Genomic DNA, 18,287 nt, shown 5'->3' with positions numbered 1-18,287 from the left:
TTCCCCCAAGGGTCGAGTGGGCGGGCGAAGCGGCCGGCCCGACGCACTCAAAACAACCTATCGTGAGTGCATGAGCGAACCACGGGGATGGCTGGAATGGGACGACGCACGGGCGCGCGAGCGGATCGCGGTTCCCCGGGCGGACGACGACAAGTACCGCCGCGGCGTGCTGGGCGTGCGCACGGGCTCCGACGAGTACCCCGGGGCCGCGGTGCTCGGAGTCGAGGCGGCCCTCCGCACCGGGGTCGGGATGGTGCGCTACCTCGGCCCGAGACGGGCGTCCGACCTGGTGCTGCAGCGACGCCCGGAGGCCGTCACCGCCCCCGGGCAGGTGCAGGCCTGGCTGCTCGGCTCGGGCCAGGACGCCGCCGCGCGCGACCGGGTGACCGAGGCCGCGCTGCTCGGCGCCCTGGCCGAGGGGCTGCCCACGGTGTGCGATGCTGGGGCCCTCGACCTGGTCGGCCGGGCGACCGGGCCCGTCGTGATCACCCCGCACTACCGCGAACTCGCCCGGCTGCTTACACGCCTGCTCTCCCCGCAGGGCGAGTCGGTGGCCGGCTCCGAGGTGGCCGCTGCGCCGGGAGAGTGGGCCGTGCGCGCCGCGTCCGGCCTGGGCGTCACGGTGCTGCTCAAGGGAAGCGTCACCTGGATCGCGGCGCCCGACGGCACCCGGCTGACGGTGTCGAAGGCGCCCTCCTGGCTGGCGACGGCCGGATCCGGGGACGTGCTCGGCGGCATCCTCGGCGCCCTCCTGGCCACGCATTCACGGGCGATCCAGACGGATGCCGCCGCGCCGGCCCATCTCGCGGCGACGGCCGCCCTGGTGCACGCCCGGGCAGCGGCCCGGGCGTCCAACGGAGGTCCGATCACCGCGCTCGACATCGCCGGCGCGGTGCCGGCCACGATCGCGGACCTGCTCGGCTCGCGTTGACCGCCGCGCTGGGCCCCGCGCTGACTGTCCCGGTGCGGCGGCGGAGCCGTGGGGGTGTGCGAAGGTGGAGCGTGCCCCAATCCGTCGCAGAACACCTGGCCGCCGGAGCCGGCGTGCCGACATCGCGAACGCTGCTCTGGGCCGGCTTCGCACTGGTGCACGGCGTGCTCTGGTGGCTCTGTTTCGCGTCCCCCGGCTGGCCGCTGGGCGATGTGGAGGTCGTCTACCTCGGCTGGGCGACCGACGCGGCATCCGGTGCCGACGTCGTGGGCATTACCACCGGCTTCGTCTACCCGCTGCTGGCCCTCCTGCCCATCCTGGCGCCGCTCGCGTTCGGCCCCGACCTCTACGCCGCCGGCTGGCTCGGGCTCGTGACCCTGCTGAACGCCGGGACCTTCGCGCTGCTGCTCGGGCGGGGCCGCAACCGGCGTGCCCTGGCCGCGGCGGCCTGGTGGCTGGGTTTCCTGCTGCTGCTCGGGCCCGTCGCCCTCGCCCGGATCGATGCGGTCACCGTGCCGCTGGCGATCGCCGCACTGCTGTTCGTCGGCGCCCGGCCGGTCTGGGGAACCGTGCTGCTGACTCTGGTCACCTGGGTGAAGATCTGGCCGGTGGCCCTGGTGATCGCGCTATTCGTCGTCTCGAAGGACCGCTGGCGGGTGCTCGTCGCCGCGGCCGGCACGAGCCTGGGCATCGTGCTGGTGGCGCTCGGGCTCGGCAGCGGGCCGAACGTGCTCAGCTTCGTCGGCGAGCAGACGAACCGCGGCATCCAGATCGAGTCCCCGGTCGCCGGCCTCTGGATGTGGCCGGCCGCGCTGGGTCTGCCGGGCAGTCACCTCTACTACGACCGGCAGATCCTCACCTTCCAGATCATCGGCACCGGCACGAACGTCGCCATCGTGGCGATGACCCCCCTGCTCGCCCTCTGCGGGCTGGCCGTGGTGCTCCTGGCCTGCCAGCGGATGCGTGCAGGCGCCGAACCGGCCGGCCTGTTCCCGCCGCTGGCGCTGGCGCTGGTGCTGACCCTGATCGTCGTCAACAAGGTCGGCTCGCCGCAGTTCACGACCTGGCTGGCCGCGCCCATCATTTTCGGGCTGCTGGTGCGGGGGCGTGCCTGGCGGCTCCCGGCCGTGCTCGGGCTTGTCATCGCGGCCCTGACCCAACTCGTCTACCCGCACTTCTACGACCTCTTGCTCGTGGCAGACCCGGCTCTGGTGCTGGTGCTGACCGTGCGCAACGTGCTGGAGGTCGTGCTGCTCGGCTGGGCCGTGTGGCAGATCCTGTTCCCACCCACCCCCTATCAAAAGGAGTAACCCCATGCTGGTTGCATTTTCCGTCGCCCCGTCCGGCTCCCACGATGACGAAGGGTCGGTGCACGACGCGGTCGCCGCGGCCGTGCGCATCGTGCGCGCATCCGGGCTGCCCAACCACACCGATTCGATGTTCACCACCATCGAGGGCGACTGGGACGAGGTCTTCGCGGTGGTCAAGGCCGCCACTGAAGCCGTCGGAGCCTGGGGGCCGCGGGTGTCCCTGGTGCTCAAGGCCGACATCCGGGGCCGCCGCACCGGGGAGCTGACCGGGAAGGTCGAGCGCCTCGAGGCGGCGCTGGCCGAGGCCGCAGCATCGACGGCCGCCACACCGGCCGCGTAGCCAAGTGAATCCCATCTGGTTGCATCGCTCTCCGGGAGTCAGAGCCGACCATACCGCGGGGCGCTGTTTGACCCCGGCGGAACGCCGTACCGGGCGTCTAATTAATTCGACGGAGATTCTGGGTCAAACCCTCGCTTTTGAGCCCAAACGCACTGTTTAGAGCGATATCTCCGTCGAATTCGTTCGGGCCACCGGCCCCGTACTCTGGAGGCAGACCTGCTCACGGCCTCGCCATCGCGGGCAACTTCGGCTACGTCGCCCCGGTCTGGATCGGCCTGGGCCAAAGCTTCTTCGCCCTGTTGCTCACCGTGGGGACGTTCCTCCTGGACCGCACCCGGCGCGGGAACGGTGTGGAGCTCCCGGACGGCACCCAGGCGATCCGCGTGGCCGGCGTGGTCGGCGCGAGGCAGCCGGGCCGTTCGGCAGCCGGGCCGTTCGGCAGCCGGGCCGTTCGGCAGCGCCGAAGTCAGTCGCCCTGGAGCAGGATGCCGTCGTGGATGGCGCGCTTGCGCAGGGCGACCTTGGTTCCCACGTCGAAGCCCGCGAGGCGGTACTTCTCCCGGATGCGCTTGAGGTAACTCTTGGCGGTCTCCTCGGAGATGCCGAGCTGGTGCGCGACGGCCTTGACCGGCTCGCCCGCGCCGTAGAGGGCCATCACCCGGCGCTCCTGCGCGCTAAGGCGGGGAGAACCGCCGTTCGCGCCGTTGTTGAGGGCTTCGTCCAGTTCGGCCGAGATGAAGGAGTCGCCGTCATAGGCGGAGCGGATCGCCTCGACGATCATCGTTGCCTCTTCGCTCTTCACCAGGTAGCCGAGCGCACCGGCAGCCAGCGCCTCGCGCACGAGCCCGGCCTCGGAATAGGTGCTCATCAACACCGTCTTCACGCCGGCCGTCTTGAGCGTCGAGATCTTCAGTGAGACCGGGATGTTGTCTTTGAGGTCGAGGTCGAGGAGCACGACGTCGACGGGAAATTCGGGGTGGGTGAGCAGCTCGGGCCAGGTGGTGACGGCGGCGACCATGTTGATGTCGTCCGCGGCCCCCCGGATCCACTCGGTGAGGGCCCCCAACAGCATGCGGTGGTCGTCGACGAGGGCCAACCGGATGGGGTTGTCCTTGCTCGGCGCCTCAGTGCTCAACGTGGTCGTGTTCGTCACTTCTGTCTCCTTGTGCTTCTGGCCCCGAATGAGAAGCTCAACAGCGTAGTTCCACGGACCCTAAGCATCCGCGGGATTGTCGATACTGCATTCGATTTCCAGATGCAGACTTCCGTCCCGGCTGGAATCGACGTGAGGGCCGACTATTCGGATAGCTTGCCACGTCTCGGGGTCCACTCGACGTCGTGGCACACCCGTCGTGGTCAATTCGATCGGAAATCGTAACTTCTGGCGAGCGGAGACGCCGTGCGTGGGTCGGATCGGACCGAGAGAGAGCGAAACGGATGCCTCGTCGCGGGTTGTGTCGCTGATCAGCAGCCAGATCGTGCGCAGAAGGGCATCGCGCTGGTCGGGGTTGAGCATGCCGGCCAGCCCCGCCGGGTCGTGCAGGCCGACGGACGGTCCCAGGAACTCGGACTCGGTGATCGCGTGGTGCAGCCAGGTCTCCCGGCGGCCCCGGATCAGGTGCAGCCGCAGTTGCGTGGCGAGGTCTGCCGCCGTCGTCGACTTCTCGGAACTCAGCGGCAGCGCCGTGCGACCCTTCGCGACGTCGTCGAGCAGAGTCTCCGCGTCGAGGTCGATACGGGCGAGTTCCTCGGAGGCGAACATCCCCACCGCGAACTGCGGCTGGGAGATGGTGCTCTGCACCAGCACCAGGTCGAGCTCACGCTGGGCCATCCGGCGGAATCCCCGCACCGTGGCGACGCCGAGCAGCGGAGGCAGGATGGCGAGGCTGATCGCAAGGAGGTCGGGGGCGAAGGTGAGCGGATCGGCGCGCTCCTCGGTGAGCGCCCCGAGGAAGAGAAGCAGGCCGAGCGCCATCGCGGCCGAGACGAGGTCGTGCCCGCGGCGCACGGTGGCCAGGGAGATGAGCAGGGTGCCGACGGCGGCGGCGGCGGTCGGGTAGACGCCGGAGTCGGTTTCGCCCCACGACCCGATCAGGTCGAGCGCCACCACGGCGGCGCCGGCGGCGATGGCCGCGGCGAACAGCCAGTCCGGCATCCGAGCCGAAAGGCGCTGCACCGTGATCAATGCCAGGACCGTGGTCGCCATCAGGAGACCCCACGCGATGAGGCTGGGCGTCGGGTCGGGATATTCGGACCACTGCACGGCGAACTGCCCGAACAGGAACAGGGTGATGAAGCCGCCGCTGAACGTCAGGCCGATGCCGAGGTGGCGGCCACCCAGGCCGCTCTGGTTGGCGCGCGTGGTCTGCTCGGTGCGTTCGGGGCGTCGGAAACTGCGCCGGTAAGCCCGGCGTTCCTGGCGGTCCTGATTGCTCGGCTGGTCGGACCCGCCCGCCGCCGCAGCGCGGCGCGCGTCACGGCGGCGGGCGTCGACGATGCCGGGGACGGTCACTTGGGCACCTCGAGCACGACCGTGGTGCCGGAGCCGGGGGAGGAGAAGAGGCGGGCGTTGCCGCCCACGTCACGCAGGCGGGCCACGACCGATTCGGCGAAACCGAGGCGTTCGGCGCTAACGCCGCTGAGGTCGAAGCCGACCCCTGCGTCGGTGACCATGGCGCGCACGGTTGTGTCGTCATCAGTGATCGTCACGTCGGCGCGGGCGACGCCGGCGTGACGTCGCACGTTCTCGAGGCACTCGCCGAGGGCGAGGAGGAAGGAGTCGAGCACGTCGCTGGGCAGAAGAACCTGTCCGCTGCCGTGCCAGTCCACATCGAGTCCCATCCGCCCGAACCGCTGCTTGACCGATTCGAGGGTGCTTCCGAGCATTGACTCGGTGGCCGGCTCGAGCGTGTAGACCCCGGAGCGGCGCGGGGTGGGGAGGCCGCCGAGCCGTAGCTGCCGCAGCAACCGGGCGTCGTCGCCGGCCTGTTGGCGCAGTGCGGCCGGGCTGACGCCGACGCCGGAGTGCGCGAGGAGGGTGAGGGTGGCCAGCACGGTGTCGTGCAGCAGCCGGGCATCCTGCCGGCGTTGGGCTTCGAGCTCGCTGGCATGGCGCTCGGCGAGGTGGGCGCGGCCGATGAAGGCGATGCGCGCCATGACGCGCGGCACGCTCTGGGCCAGCCACCAGGCCACCAGGGCGATGGCAAGCCAGACGCTGAAGGTGAGCAGGAGAGGCACGGTGGCGTCGGACGAGGCGCGGGTGGCGGCGAGCACGCTGGCAACGGTCGCACCGAATGCCAGGGACAGCACCAGCAGGCGGGCGGCGCTGACAACGAGCACGAGGGCGACGCAGCTCAGGGCTCCGGCGGCGATGCCGCCGATGATGGCCTGCTCGACGAGGTTCAGGCCGGTGGCACGCTGGCCCGACCAGCCCACGAGCAGGATCACGGCGATGCCGGAGACCAGGATCAAGGCGACCCAGCGCATCCGGCCGGACCGGCCGAGCAGGTACTGGCCGGCCACCAGCAGCAGCAGCAGTGGCAGGCTCCGGGCCAGGGTGCTCACGGTCAAGCCGCCCGGGACAAGCATCGCGAGGAGCGCGGCGGCCGAGCCGGCCAATCCGCACAGGCGAGCCGCTCTGCGGAGCAGACGGTCACGTTCCTTGTAGATTCGTTGCATAGCGGCGCTCTCACCCCATTTGCCCTCTATACAGAACCCTACCGGCCCGGTGTCCGTTCCCCCGCGCGCTCCGTGGCATCCGTCGGCGTCCGCGCGACCGACGGCGTTACCGACGGGCGTGACCAGCGACTCAGGGCGTGCTCGACGCCGCTCCGCCGGCAGGTGCGGCGGGTGTGATCGGTGCTCGTGTGACCGCGGCCTCCGGGGTGTCGGCGCCGCCCTGGTCGAGGCGGAACGGCGGGTACTCGTCGCGGAACAGTGCGGTGTAGACGGCCACCCGGAAGATCCAGCGGTCGATGCCGAGGATCAGATCGAACAGGCTGCGCCGGTACCGGCCGGTGAAGAGGAGGATGACCGCGGCGATCAGCACCAGGACCCCGATCAGGGACGGGACGGTGTTCGAGACCGAGTCGCCCTCGTCGTTCCGCCAGATCGTCGCACTTCCGGTCAAGGCCGCCACGATCAGCAGGTGCGGAATCGCCAATAGCCACCATTTGACCAGAACGAGCCCGTGCGAGAGGCGCTCCGGGTAATCGACCTGCAGATCGGCGGGATAGTCGGCCGACGACGCCAGGCTGAAGGGGGGGTACCGGTCGGTGCCGAGCGCCGAGTAGGCGTAGAAGGACACCCGCCAGCTCCAGCGCAGCACCCCGACGTTGAACTGGAAGAGGGCCGTCGGGTATCGACCGGTGAACAGGATGGCGAACCCGGCGACGATGGTGGTGACGACAAACCCGAACCAGAGGAACAGCAGCACTACCACGTGCGGGAAGATCAGGATCCACTTCACCAACCACAACCAGCGGGACAGCCCCTCGTCGAGGGTTCCGGTCAACCGGGCGGGAAACGTCCGCCCACCGGGATGGGCAGGGACCGCGGTCGCCCCGGGTGGGCCTGCGCCGACGAAAGTTGCTGCTCCGAGCGGTGTGTCGGGCGTGGCGCCGGGCCTGGTTGCGGGCAGTGTGCCGCGGCCCAGGCCGATTGCCCCGAACACGGTCAGCACCAGGCCGATGAGAAGGATGAACAGGCCGACCAGAAGCAGCCCCACCGCCAGCGGGGCGAGGAACCCGAGGCGAATGCCGGCCTGCAGGGCGACTGAGACGCCGGAACTGGCATCCTCGTTCATGACGACGACCGCCCAGCTGCCGCTCGTCAGATCCCAGTCGATCTCCTGAGTGCCGGGACCCTCGGCGGAGGACACCCAGAAGTCCTGGGCGCCGGGGGCTTCGGGAGCGCGGCTGCCCGGAATGTCGCGGTACACCGCACGGAAGGGATTGATGTTCAGGTCACGCAGCTCGGTGCTATTCACTCCGGCCAGGTAGCGGTCGACGTCGGCCTGAGACGCGACGCCGATGAAGACGTCCGCTGTGGAGGTGGAGAGCGCGCGGAGTCGGAGAGTGCCGATGTCCGCCGGGACGTCCTGGAGCTCGATCGAGCCGATCCGGGGCGAGGTGAGCGCGAACGACTGTACCGAGAACGAGCGGGCGGGGCTGGTGATGTAGCCGTCCTCGCCCTGCGCGTTGACCACGGCGGTCGTCGCCCCGGCCAGGGCCAGCGAGAAGCCGAGCAGGGAGAGGATCGCGCCAAAGATCAACATGATAACGGAACCGGGTTTCATGGCGCGTGTCCTCTCATCGGGTACGTCTCGAGTCAGGGTACGTCTCATTCACGGGCACGACTCGGTTCACGAGGGTGTCGCGTTCCGTGGCCTGCCGGTCGACGTCGTCTTGATCCGGGACCGTGTCAAGCTCGATGCGAGGGAGCGGGACGGCTCAGAACGCGCAGAAGTTGCGCGCCGATGGCCTCGTTCTCGATCAAAAAACCGTCGTGGCCGAAGCCGGAGTGGAGCGTGACGGCATCCGTGTCGTCGATGTTGCCCTGCAGGTGGGCGGCGATGACCTGTTGGCCCTCGAGGGGGAAGAGGCGGTCACTGTCGATGCCGACGACGACGCTGAGCGCATCGATGCGGGAGAGGGCGGATGCGACACCGCCGCGGCCGCGGCCGATGTCGTGCGAGTTCATGGCCTCGACCAGCACGATGTAGCTGTTCGCGTCGAACCGCCGGGTGAACTTGTTGCCGTGGAAATCGAGGTAGGACTCGACGGCGAAGCGGCCGCCCGCGCCGAGCGGACTGATCTCGCTTTGCCAGCCGCGCTCGAAGCGCAGGTTGAGCTCCTCGGAGCTGCGGTAGTTCAGCAGCGCCATCCGCCGGGCCAGGGCGAGGCCGCGGGTCGGGCCGTCGCCGTCCGCGGCGTCGTAGTAGTCGCCGAAGCGGAAGAGCGGGTCGCTGCGGATGGCTTCGATCTGCACCGAATTCAGCGCGATCTGGTCGGCGGTCGTCACCGGCGGTGCCGCGAGGATTGCCAGGCGGGCGACCCGGGACGGATGCTCGATGGCCCACTCGAGCGCGTGCATCCCGCCCATCGAGCCGCCGACGACGGCGGCCCAACGGTCGATGCCGAGATGGTCTGAGAAGGCGACCTGCGCGGCGACCTGATCGCGAATGGTGAGGTAGGGAAAGCGGGTGCCCCATTCGGAGCCGTCCGGGGCGAGGGAGGCCGGACCGGTGCTGCCCTGGCAGCCACCGATCATGTTCGGGGCAACCACGAACCAGCGGTCGGTGTCGATGGCCAGGCCGGGGCCGACGATCCTGCTCCACCAGCCCGCGGTCGGGTGGCCGTGGCCGGCCGGGCCGACCAGGTGGCTGTCGCCGGTGAGGGCGTGCAGCACGAGCACGGCGTTGTCGCCGCTCGGGGACAGTTCGCCCCACGTCTCGTAGGCGATCCGCACGGCGCCGAGGCTGCTGCCCCCCTCAAAGTGCAGCGCACCGACGTCGAGGAAACGACGGTTCCCCACGGGGTCGCCGTCGCGCCACGCACCCGTCGCCGGAGGTTTGCCGAGCAGCGACCGCGCCTGGGCTTCGGTCACGAAGCTCGACGGGACGGTGTCTGCCGAATATTGCCAGTCCATAGGCTCCCTATTCTGCCGGGTGAACAGCCCTTCCGGCTTATTGTCACCGCACCGTCTGGTGAGCGCACCGCGCGCCCGGCCGCCGCCGCGGAGCACCCGGTTTTCACTCGGGACGCACCCGGTTTTCACTCGGGTTGCACTGGGTTTCCACTCGGTTTCCACTCTGTTCGCACTCGGCGGAGCCGAATCAGCTCGCCACCCGAACGAATTCGACGGAGATTTTGCCGATTTTGGCCTGAAACGGGCCGAAACCGGGTGTAGAGGGCAAAATCTCCGTCGAATTGGTTACCCACCCGCCTGGGGGGATACCCATCCGGATTGGCAGCGGCTGGGGGCGTGTCAGGCGTTGGCGCGGGATGCCTGCACAACCGCGCGGGCGGCCGCCAGGCCGGTCTCGAGGTCGGCCTTCAGATCGGCGATGTTCTCGATGCCGACGGAGAGGCGCACCAGGCCCGGCGTCACACCGGCCGTGAGCTGCTGCTCCGGGGTGAGCTGCGCGTGCGTGGTCGAGGCCGGGTGGATGACGAGCGACCGCACGTCGCCGATGTTGGCCAGGTGGCTGAACAGGGAAAGGTTGTCGACGAGGGCGCGACCGGCATCCACTCCGCCCTTCAACTCGAAGGACAGCACGGCGCCGACACCGCGGGGCGCGTAGGTGTTGGCGGCGGCGTACCAGGGGCTCGACGGCAGGCCGGCGTAGTTGACCGAGGCGATGTCGGGGTGGTTCTCGAGCCATTCCGCGATGTCCTGGGCGTTCTGCACGTGGCGTTCGATGCGCAGGCTGAGAGTCTCGATGCCCTGGATGAGCTGCCAGGCGCTCGCCGGGGCGATCGCGGATCCGAGGTCGCGCAGCAGCTGCACGCGCGCCTTGATGATGTAGGCGATGCCGTCGCCGACCGCGCCCGTGTAACTGACGCCGTGGTAGGACGGGTCCGGCTCGGTGAGGCCGGGGAACTTCTCCACGTTCTTGGACCATTCGAACGTGCCGCCGTCGACGATGACGCCGCCGATGACGGCACCGTGGCCGCCGAGGAACTTGGTCGCCGAGTGGACGACGATGTCCGCGCCGTGCTCGAACGGGCGGATCAGGTAGGGGGTGGCGATGGTGCTGTCGACGATGAGCGGCACCCCGCTGGCGTGCGCCACATCGGCCACGAGACGGATGTCGAGCACATTGATCTTGGGGTTGCCGATGGTCTCGGCGAAGAAGAGCTTGGTGTTGGGGCGCAGCGCCCGGCGCCACTCCTCGGGGTCGTCCTGGTTCTCGACGAAGGTCGTCTCGATGCCCAGCTTGGCCAGGGTGTACTTGAACAGGTTGTAGGTTCCGCCGTAGATTGAACTCGACGAGACGATGTGGTCGCCGGCCTGGGCGATGTTCAGCACCGCGAACGTGGAGGCGGCCTGGCCCGAGGCCAGGAGCAGGGCTGCGGTGCCCCCTTCGAGGGCGGCGACGCGCTCTTCGACGACGGCCTGGGTCGGGTTCATGATACGGGTGTAGATGTTGCCGAATTCGGCCAGTGCGAACAGGTTCTGCGCGTGCTGGGCGCTGTCGAACACGTAGGACGTGGTCTGGTAGATCGGGGTTGCCCTGGCATTGGTGGTCGGGTCGGGCTGGGCACCGGAGTGCACCTGCTTGGTTTCAAACTTCCAGTCTGCAGCGTTGTCGCTCATGAGGTGATCTCCCGGGTGATCCTCGACGAGCGTGGACCTTCCAGCGCTCTGCCAGCGATTCTAGGCAGGGGGTTGTCGAGCTGGCAACGGACACCGCAACACAGCGTCACGAAGCGGTCAGCGCGGCGTGTCGCGCGGTGTGCCGACGGCAGGGTCTGCGGGCGGTGCGTCTGCGGGAGGCTCTGCGGGAGGCTCGGCGGCGAGCGTGCCGGCAGGCGCGTCGAGGTGCGGAAGCACGATAGTGCCGGTATCGGTGCGCGCCTTCTTGCGGAACAGCCAGCGGGCGCGCGGCTCGATCAGCGGGTGGAACACCCTGCGCACGATCCGCTGCGAGAGGGCGATGGAGATCAGCACGCTGAACCCGATCATCGCGGGCAGCACCCAGCCCGGCTGGGGTCCGCCGAGCACCCCGCTCTCGCGCAGGAGGAACAGCACGAAACTGTGCAGCAGGTAGATGTACATCGTGGCCGCGCCGTAGGGCGTGAACCAGAGCCGTCGCCGGGGCATGAGCACCAGGAATGCCACGATGAGGGCGAACGCGAGCAGCAGCAGACCCAGACGGATGACGCCGGCCCAGAGCTGGTCGTAGCCGAACGCCGGGTAGGCCTCGTCGTAGAGCAGGAACTGGCGCACCTGCGCCTCACGAAGGGCGTCGATGTTCGCCACGATCACGCCCAGCAGTGCCGTGAACAGGGTGAACGCGCCGATCCGCCAGCGCCATACCGCGGTGGCGTGCAGCCCCAGCCAGCGGTCGGTGAGCTTCCACTGGCGTAGCTGCCAGCCGAAGACGAAGAACGGCAGCAGCCCGAGCGTGCGCGACAGCGCGAAGGTGCTGTCGATCGACGCGAAGTACCCGGCGCCGACGGAGATGATCACACTGATCAGCAGCGGATGGCGCAGCAGCACGAGGAAGGGTAGGGCGAGGCGCCAGGCCAGGAGGGCGATCAGGAACCACAGGGTCCAGGAGGGGGACGAGTAGTCCAGGCGGAATTCGCCGCCGAGTAGCCAGTGCACGACTGTCCAGATCGTCTCGAAGATCACGTAGGGGAGCACGATGTCGGTGACCAGACGATGCAGCTGGCGAGTACCGAGCGGGCCCGACCGGGCGAAGTACCCGCTGACGGCGACGAACAGCGGAACGTGGAAGGCGTAGACGAACAGATAGAACTCGTAGGCGACATCCGACTCGGCGATGAGTTTCAGGATGGCGTGCCCGAGCACAACCAGGGCGATCGCGATCCAGCGCGCATTGTCCCAGAGCGGCACGCGTCGTTTCTGCACGTGCGGTATTCCGGCGGCGCGTGGGCTCATCATGCTGCTTCTCCGACCAGAATGGGACCATGGGTACAAAAAGAGTCGTTGTGACCGGTGCGAGTTCGGGGATCGGTGCCGCCACCGTGCGCCTGTTCCGCCAGCGGGGCTGGGATGTGGTGGGGGTGGCTCGCCGCGCCGACCGCCTCGCGACGCTGCAGGCGGAGACCGGGGCGCAGGTCTTCACGGCCGACCTCACCCGGCAGGCGGACGTGGACGCGCTGCGCGACTATCTCGCGGCGTCCGGGCCGGTGCACGCGCTGGTCAACAACGCGGGCGGCGCAGTGGGGCTGGACACCGTCGAGGAATCGAAGATCGAGGACTGGGCCTGGATGTTCGAGATCAACGTGCTCGCGGTCAAGCGGGTCACGAGCGCCGTGCTGCCCTTGCTGCGGGCCGGGATCCGGGCGGAGGGCGGCGCCGCCGACATCGTCACGGTCACGTCCATTGCGGGTCATGTCGCCTACCTCGGAGGTGGAGGGTATAACGCGGCGAAGTTCGCCGCGCACGCCCTGATGGAAGTCTTGCGCCTGGAATTGAATGGCGAGCCGATCCGGGTGATCGAGGTTGCCCCCGGGATGGTGCAGACCGAGGAATTCGGGCTGGTGCGCTTCAACGGTGATGCGGAGAAGGCTGCCGCGGCCTACGCCGGGGTGCCGAATCCGCTCACCGCCGAAGATATTGCCGAGACGATCGTGTCGAGCGTCGAACGCCCGGCCCACGTCAATCTGGACCTGATCGTGATCAAGCCGGTTGCGCAGGCGGCCCCCACGCGAGTCGCGCGGGGGCCGCTGGCACCCAAAGACTGACGCACTCAAGCGTTCTGCCTAGGGGTGGACCAGGGTCTTCACAGCGGTGTCGTTGTGGTTGATCAGGGTGTCGAAGCCCTCGCTGGTGAGGTCGAACTCGTGGTCCATGGTGACCGGGAGGGATTCATGCGAAAGCGGATGCGGGTGGCCGGGCGCCGAGATGAAGATCGGGCCGTCGAGATACTCATGAAGGTCGGTGCCGCAGATGCCGCACCAGGCGACTGCGATCTTCACTGTGCCGCTGCGGGTCTCCGGATCTTCGATGTTTTCAATGCGGACGTTTTTCTGGCCGCGGAAACGTGCAGCTTTCATTGAGAATCTTCTCCAGTCATGCGTCAAAGGCTCGGCGTAGGCGGATGGTCTGGCCCTCCGGCCCGCGGAACGACACTACTCCCCCCGGCTGGGGTGCAGCCGAGGGGAGTAGTGGTCATGCGGGTCGTACGGTTTCGATCAGTGCTCGGAGGCCTTCTCGGCGCCGAAGCCGGTCATGGACCGCACGGACATTTCCGCGGCCAGCAGCGGGTCTTCCTTGCGAGTGCTGGTGACCGAGCCGAGCCAGCCCAGGAAGAACCCGATTGGGATGGAGATGATGCCGGGGTTGCTCAGAGGGAACCAGGCGAAGTCGACGTCTGCACCGAACATCGACGTCTCCGTGCCGGAGAAGACCGGCGAGAAGATGATCAGACCGACGGTGACCGCAAGGCCGCCGTACATGCTCCACACGGCGCCGCGGGTGGTGAAGCCGCGCCAGAAGAGCGAGTACAGGATGGTCGGCAGGTTGGCGCTCGCCGCGACGGCGAAGGCCAGGGCCACCAGGAAGGCGATGTTCTGCCCCTGCACGCCGATGCCGCCGGCGATCGAGAGGATGCCGATGATGACGACGGTACGACGTGCGACCTTGACCTCGGCGTCGGGGTCACCCTTGCCCTTCTTGATCACGCTCATGTAGATGTCGTGAGCGAAGGAGGTCGCGGCGGTGATCGTGATCCCGGCTACCACGGCCAGGATCGTGGCGAACGCAATGGCCGAGATGAAGCCGAGCAGCAGCGGTCCGCCGAGCGCGAGGGAGAGCAGCGGCGCGGCCGAGTTCACTCCGCCGGGAGCGGCGAGGATGACATCTGCTCCGACGAGCGCGGCGGCACCGAAGCCGAGCACCAGCGTGAACAGATAGAACGCACCGATCAGCCAGATCGCCCAGACGACCGAGCGACGGGCTTCCTTGGCGCTGGGCACCGTGTAGAAGCGCATCAACACGTGCGGCAGGCCCGCGGTGCCGAGCACCAGGGCGATGGCGAGCGAGACGAAGTCGAGCGGGTTCTCGCCGTATTTCAGGCCGGGCACCAGGATGGCGTCGGCCGGCACACTCGTCGAGGCGGCGATGGCCGAGTCGAGAAGCGCCGAGAAGTTGAAGCCGTTGATGGCCAGCACCCAGACGGTCATCGCGAATGCGCCGATGATGAGCAGGAACGCCTTGATGATCTGCACCCAGGTGGTGCCCTTCATACCACCGATGAGCACGTACATGATCATCAGGCCGCCGACCACGGTGACCACGACGGACTGTCCGACCTTGTCGTTGATGCCGAGGAGCAGCGACACGAGGCCGCCGGCTCCGGCCATCTGGGCGAGGAGGTAGAAGAAGCAGACGGCAAGGGTGGTCGTCGCCGCGGCCACGCGCACGGGACCCTGACGCAGGCGGAAGGAGAGCACATCCGCCATGGTGTACTTGCCGGTGTTGCGCATGAGCTCGGCCACCAGCAGCAGGGCGACGAGCCAGGCCACGAGGAAGCCGATCGAGTACAGGAAGCCGTCGTAACCGCTGACCGCGATCGCCCCGACGATGCCGAGGAACGACGCCGCGGAGAGGTAGTCGCCGGCGATGGCGAACCCGTTCTGCGGGCCGGTGAAGGACCGGCCGCCGGTGTAGTAGTCGGCCGCGGTCTTGTTGTTGCGCCCGGCGCGAATGACGACGATCAGGGTGACCGCCACGAAAGCGAGGAAGATCGAGATGTTCAGCACGGGGTTGTTTTCCGCGGGTTCGACGGCTTGGGCCAGGCGGCCCGGCAGGGACTGCAGAATGCTGGTTGCGATCATTTCTTGTCCATCTCCTCAAGCTCGGCACGCAGCTCGGCCCCGAGGGGGTCGAGACGGCGGTTCGAGTACGACACGTACCACATGGTGATGGCGAAGGTGGTGACGAACTGGCCGAGGCCGAGCACCAGTCCGAGGTTGAACTTGCCGAAGACCGGGATTGCCATCACGTCGGGCAGGTAGGCCGCGACGAGCACGAAGGCGAAGTACCAGATGAAGAAGAAGGCGGCCAGCGGCAGCACGAACCCGCGGCGCTGCTTCTTCAGCTGGATGAACTTCGGCGTCTTCTCATACGCGATGTAGTCGATGGTGGACGGTTTTACTCCGTCCGGGAGTTTGTCTTTCAGTGATTCCGCCATGCGGGCTCCTTTGCTCCGGTGAAGGGATGTGACTGTGTGGGATGGTGCTGGGGTGATCTGTGGGGGTCGACTGGTGCTTCAGGCGTTCGGGCCGACTCCATGCACGGCCTGCTTGAGGGCGTCGAGAACCGTGGGATCCTCGATCGTCGGCGGTACGGTGTAGGCCTCGCCATCGACGATCTGCCGGATGGTCTTGCGGAGGATCTTCCCCGACCGGGTCTTCGGCAGCCTGTCCAGGATGGTCACGTCTCGGAACGCGGCCACCGGCCCGACATGCTCCCGCACCAGCGCGATGAGCTCTGCGCCGAGAGTGTCGTGGTCGATCGTGGCCCCGGACTTGAGCGTGACGAAGCCGGCCGCGCGCTGCCCCTTGAGAGGGTCGCGCACGCCGAGCACCGCGCACTCGGCGACCGCGGGGTGCAGGGTGAGCACCTCCTCGAGCGAGCCGGTGGACAGTCGGTGCCCGGCAACGTTGATCACGTCGTCGGTGCGGCCCATCACATAGAGGTAGCCGTCCTCGTCGAAGTGGCCGGAATCTCCGGTGGCGTAGAAGCCGGGGAAAGCCGACAGGTAGGAGCTTTCGAAGCGGTCTTCGCTGCCCCAGATCCCGAGCAGGGCGCCGGGCGGCAGCGGGAGGCGGATGGCGATGTTGCCGTCCTTGCCGGCCTTCGTGACCGGCTTGCCCTGGGAATCGAGGATGGCGATGTCGTAGCCGGGCACCGGGAACGTGGCCGAGCCCGGTTTCGTCGGGATGTCGGCGATGCCCCGCGGGTTCGCGCAGATCGCCCAGCCGGTCTCGGTCTGCCACCAGTGATCGACCACCGGGCAGTGCAGCCCGTCATTGGCCCAGTGGTATGTCTCCGGGTCGAGGCGTTCGCCGGCCAGGAACAGCCCGTGCAGGCTCTGGATGTCGTGCCCCGCCAGTTCGACCAGGTCAGGGTCGACGCGGCGGATGGCACGGATGGCCGTGGGCGCCGTGAACAGGACTGACACCTGGTAGTCCTCCACCACGCGCCAGAACGCCCCGGCATCCGGGGTGCCGACCGGTTTGCCCTCATAGATGACCGTGGTGGCGCCGACCAGCAGCGGGGCATAGACGATGTAGGAGTGGCCGACCACCCAGCCGACGTCAGAGGCCGCCCAGAAGACGTCGCCGGGCTTGACGTTGTAGATGTTGGCCATCGACCAGGCCAGCGCCACGGCGTGGCCGCCGTTGTCGCGGACGATCCCCTTCGGATTGCCGGTCGTTCCGGAGGTGTACAGGATGTAGAGCGGGTCGTCGGAGCGAAGGCTGATCGGCGCGGCCGGGGAGGCCTCGTTCTCCTCGTGGGCCCAGTCCAGCCAGGCCACGTCGCTGGTGCCGGCGTAGTCGGCGGCGCAGCCGGGGACCATCTCCCGGTCGCGCACGATGACGGTGTGCACCGAGCCCTTGCTGCGAGCGAGGGCGCGTTCGACCAGAGGCAGGTATTCGACCGCCCGGCCCGGTTCGAGGCCGCCGGAGGCGGTCACGATCACGGTCGGTCGCGCATCGTCGATCCGCACGGCGAGCTCGCTGGCTGCGAAGCCGCCGAAGACGACGGAGTGGATGGCGCCGATGCGGGCACACGCCAGCATGGCGACGATGGCTTCCGGGATCATCGGCAGGTAGACGATCACCCGGTCGCCCTGGCCGACGCCGCTGGCGCGGAGCACCCCGGCGAAGCGCTCGACGCGTCCCAGAAGTTCACGGTAGCTCAGGCGCACCCGGGTGCCGGACATCGCCGAGTCGTAGATGACGGCCGTCTGTTCGCCGCGGCCGGCAAGCACGTGGCGGTCGAGCGCGTTGTAGCTGGTGTTGAGTTCGCCGTCCGGGAACCAGCGCCAGGCGCCGGGGAAGCGTTCCTCCAGCGCCACCGTCGGCGGAACGGTCCAGTCGATTGCCCGGGCTGCCTGCAGCCAGAACGCCGAACGCGTGCCGTCATCGATGCTTCTCTGCCACAGGTCGTGATACCCCGCCGAAGCTTTCCCAGACATTCGAACCTCTCCGTTGAAGTTCCTATGTATACATAGAATTCGTGAAGTCTGGCACATAACCCGCAATAAGGGAATAACATGTGATTTGTGTATACAGAAACCCCAACGACGGGGACCACGGCTCCGGTTCGCGCAAGTGAACGCGCCTACCGGCAGCTGCGCGGCGAGATTCTCGACGGCCTCCTGGCGCCCGGCACGGGGCTGCTCGAGGTGGAGCAAGCCGCCCGGATCGGGGTGTCGCGCACCCCTCTGCGCGCGGCGATCGCCCGGCTGATCGCCGACGGTCTGGTGGCCGGCCGCACCGGCCGTGGGTTCATGGTCACCGAGATGAGCGTGGACAGAATCGGGGAGCTCTACGAGGTGCGACGGGCGTTGGAGGAACACGCCGCCCGGATCGCCGCCGAGCGCCGCGACCCGGCGGTCTTCGAGGCTCTCCGCACGCAGTTCCTTGCGGCCCCGGAGCTGCTCCGGCACGGCAAGGCGGGACTACGCCGCTACTACGAGCTGATCGACGAGTTCGACCTGGCCCTCGACGTGGCCGTGGCGAACCCCTTCCTCGTGGGTGCGCTCGCCGGGGTGCGCACGCACCTCGCCCGCATCCGTCGCCTGGCCCGGGACAACCCGGACCGGCTCCGAAGCGCCGCCGCCGAGCACCTGCTCATCGTGGACGCCGTTCTGGCGGGCGATTCGTCGCTGGCCGCCCACGCCACGCACGTGCACCTCCACCAGAGCCTCACCAGCGTTCTCGCGACCCTCCGGGGATCGTCGGCCGTTCCGGCCGACCCATCGCCTCCACCGCGATGA

15 protein-coding genes and 1 pseudogene are annotated in these 18,287 nt (G+C 68.5%); 5 read left to right on the top strand and 11 right to left on the bottom strand.

Annotated elements, in window-relative coordinates; translation table 11 throughout:
- Positions 1–70 precede the first annotated feature (70 nt).
- The 3 genes from E3T25_RS08370 (at position 71) to E3T25_RS08360 (ending at position 2,581) form a co-directional block, all read left to right on the top strand.
- Positions 71–931: an ADP-dependent NAD(P)H-hydrate dehydratase gene (locus E3T25_RS08370; RefSeq protein WP_104099863.1), complete on the top strand. Its 861-nt coding sequence runs from the start codon at positions 71–73 to the stop codon at positions 929–931.
- 71 nt (positions 932–1,002) lie between these two features.
- Positions 1,003–2,241: a glycosyltransferase 87 family protein gene (locus tag E3T25_RS08365; protein WP_166785975.1), complete on the top strand. Its 1,239-nt coding sequence runs from the start codon at positions 1,003–1,005 to the stop codon at positions 2,239–2,241.
- Positions 2,242–2,245: 4 nt separating this feature from the next.
- The gene (locus tag E3T25_RS08360; protein ID WP_104099865.1) at positions 2,246–2,581 is read left to right on the top strand and encodes a thiamine-binding protein; all 336 of its coding nucleotides are present in this window, start codon (positions 2,246–2,248) and stop codon (positions 2,579–2,581) included.
- Positions 2,582–3,047: 466 nt separating this feature from the next.
- Here the strand turns inward: E3T25_RS08360 and E3T25_RS08355 are convergent, their stop codons facing one another.
- The 7 genes from E3T25_RS08355 to E3T25_RS08325 form a co-directional block, all read right to left on the bottom strand.
- Positions 3,048–3,734, bottom strand: a complete 687-nt coding sequence (locus E3T25_RS08355; protein ID WP_255408575.1) for a response regulator — start codon at positions 3,732–3,734, stop codon at positions 3,048–3,050.
- A 60-nt stretch (positions 3,735–3,794) separates the two neighbouring features.
- On the bottom strand, positions 3,795–5,093 hold the full coding sequence (locus E3T25_RS08350) for a hypothetical protein (RefSeq protein WP_104099866.1): 1,299 nt from the start codon (positions 5,091–5,093) through the stop codon (positions 3,795–3,797).
- Positions 5,090–6,259 (bottom strand): sensor histidine kinase, encoded by a 1,170-nt coding sequence (locus E3T25_RS08345; RefSeq protein ID WP_134343269.1) that lies wholly within the window; start codon positions 6,257–6,259, stop codon positions 5,090–5,092. Before E3T25_RS08345 ends, E3T25_RS08350 begins: the two co-directional genes overlap by 4 nt.
- A gap of 130 nt (positions 6,260–6,389) precedes the next feature.
- Positions 6,390–7,877 (bottom strand): DUF4389 domain-containing protein, encoded by a 1,488-nt coding sequence (locus E3T25_RS08340; protein ID WP_134373608.1) that lies wholly within the window; start codon positions 7,875–7,877, stop codon positions 6,390–6,392.
- 125 nt (positions 7,878–8,002) lie between these two features.
- The gene (metX, locus tag E3T25_RS08335; RefSeq protein ID WP_134373606.1) at positions 8,003–9,229 is read right to left on the bottom strand and encodes a homoserine O-acetyltransferase MetX; all 1,227 of its coding nucleotides are present in this window, start codon (positions 9,227–9,229) and stop codon (positions 8,003–8,005) included.
- A 339-nt stretch (positions 9,230–9,568) separates the two neighbouring features.
- Positions 9,569–10,900: a bifunctional o-acetylhomoserine/o-acetylserine sulfhydrylase gene (locus E3T25_RS08330; protein ID WP_134373604.1), complete on the bottom strand. Its 1,332-nt coding sequence runs from the start codon at positions 10,898–10,900 to the stop codon at positions 9,569–9,571.
- Positions 10,901–11,017: 117 nt separating this feature from the next.
- On the bottom strand, positions 11,018–12,214 hold the full coding sequence (locus E3T25_RS08325) for an acyltransferase family protein (protein WP_134373602.1): 1,197 nt from the start codon (positions 12,212–12,214) through the stop codon (positions 11,018–11,020).
- 26 nt (positions 12,215–12,240) lie between these two features.
- Between E3T25_RS08325 and E3T25_RS08320 the strand changes: the two genes are divergently transcribed.
- Positions 12,241–13,020 carry an SDR family oxidoreductase gene (locus E3T25_RS08320; protein ID WP_134343265.1) on the top strand — a complete coding sequence of 260 codons (780 nt, stop codon included), beginning with the start codon at positions 12,241–12,243 and terminating at the stop codon, positions 13,018–13,020.
- Between the two features lie 84 nt (positions 13,021–13,104).
- Here E3T25_RS08320 and E3T25_RS08315 read toward each other — a convergent pair.
- From E3T25_RS08315 to E3T25_RS08300, 4 genes and pseudogenes are all read right to left on the bottom strand, one after another.
- A pseudogene (locus E3T25_RS08315) lies at positions 13,105–13,332 on the bottom strand (2,3-butanediol dehydrogenase); the annotation flags it as partial.
- Between the two features lie 138 nt (positions 13,333–13,470).
- Positions 13,471–15,114 carry a solute symporter family protein gene (locus E3T25_RS08310; protein WP_104170207.1) on the bottom strand — a complete coding sequence of 548 codons (1,644 nt, stop codon included), beginning with the start codon at positions 15,112–15,114 and terminating at the stop codon, positions 13,471–13,473.
- Positions 15,111–15,470 (bottom strand): DUF485 domain-containing protein, encoded by a 360-nt coding sequence (locus E3T25_RS08305; RefSeq protein ID WP_104099874.1) that lies wholly within the window; start codon positions 15,468–15,470, stop codon positions 15,111–15,113. Before E3T25_RS08305 ends, E3T25_RS08310 begins: the two co-directional genes overlap by 4 nt.
- 78 nt (positions 15,471–15,548) lie before the next feature.
- Positions 15,549–17,483 (bottom strand): AMP-binding protein, encoded by a 1,935-nt coding sequence (locus E3T25_RS08300; RefSeq protein ID WP_134343264.1) that lies wholly within the window; start codon positions 17,481–17,483, stop codon positions 15,549–15,551.
- 87 nt (positions 17,484–17,570) lie between these two features.
- Between E3T25_RS08300 and E3T25_RS08295 the strand changes: the two genes are divergently transcribed.
- The gene (locus E3T25_RS08295) at positions 17,571–18,287 is read left to right on the top strand and encodes a GntR family transcriptional regulator (RefSeq protein WP_104099876.1); all 717 of its coding nucleotides are present in this window, start codon (positions 17,571–17,573) and stop codon (positions 18,285–18,287) included.

The sequence above is a fragment of the Cryobacterium sandaracinum genome, from assembly GCF_004403415.1.
Taxonomy (GTDB): domain Bacteria; phylum Actinomycetota; class Actinomycetes; order Actinomycetales; family Microbacteriaceae; genus Cryobacterium; species Cryobacterium sandaracinum.
Note: the sequence above shows the minus strand (reverse complement) of the source record. Positions and strands in the feature narration are given on the sequence as shown.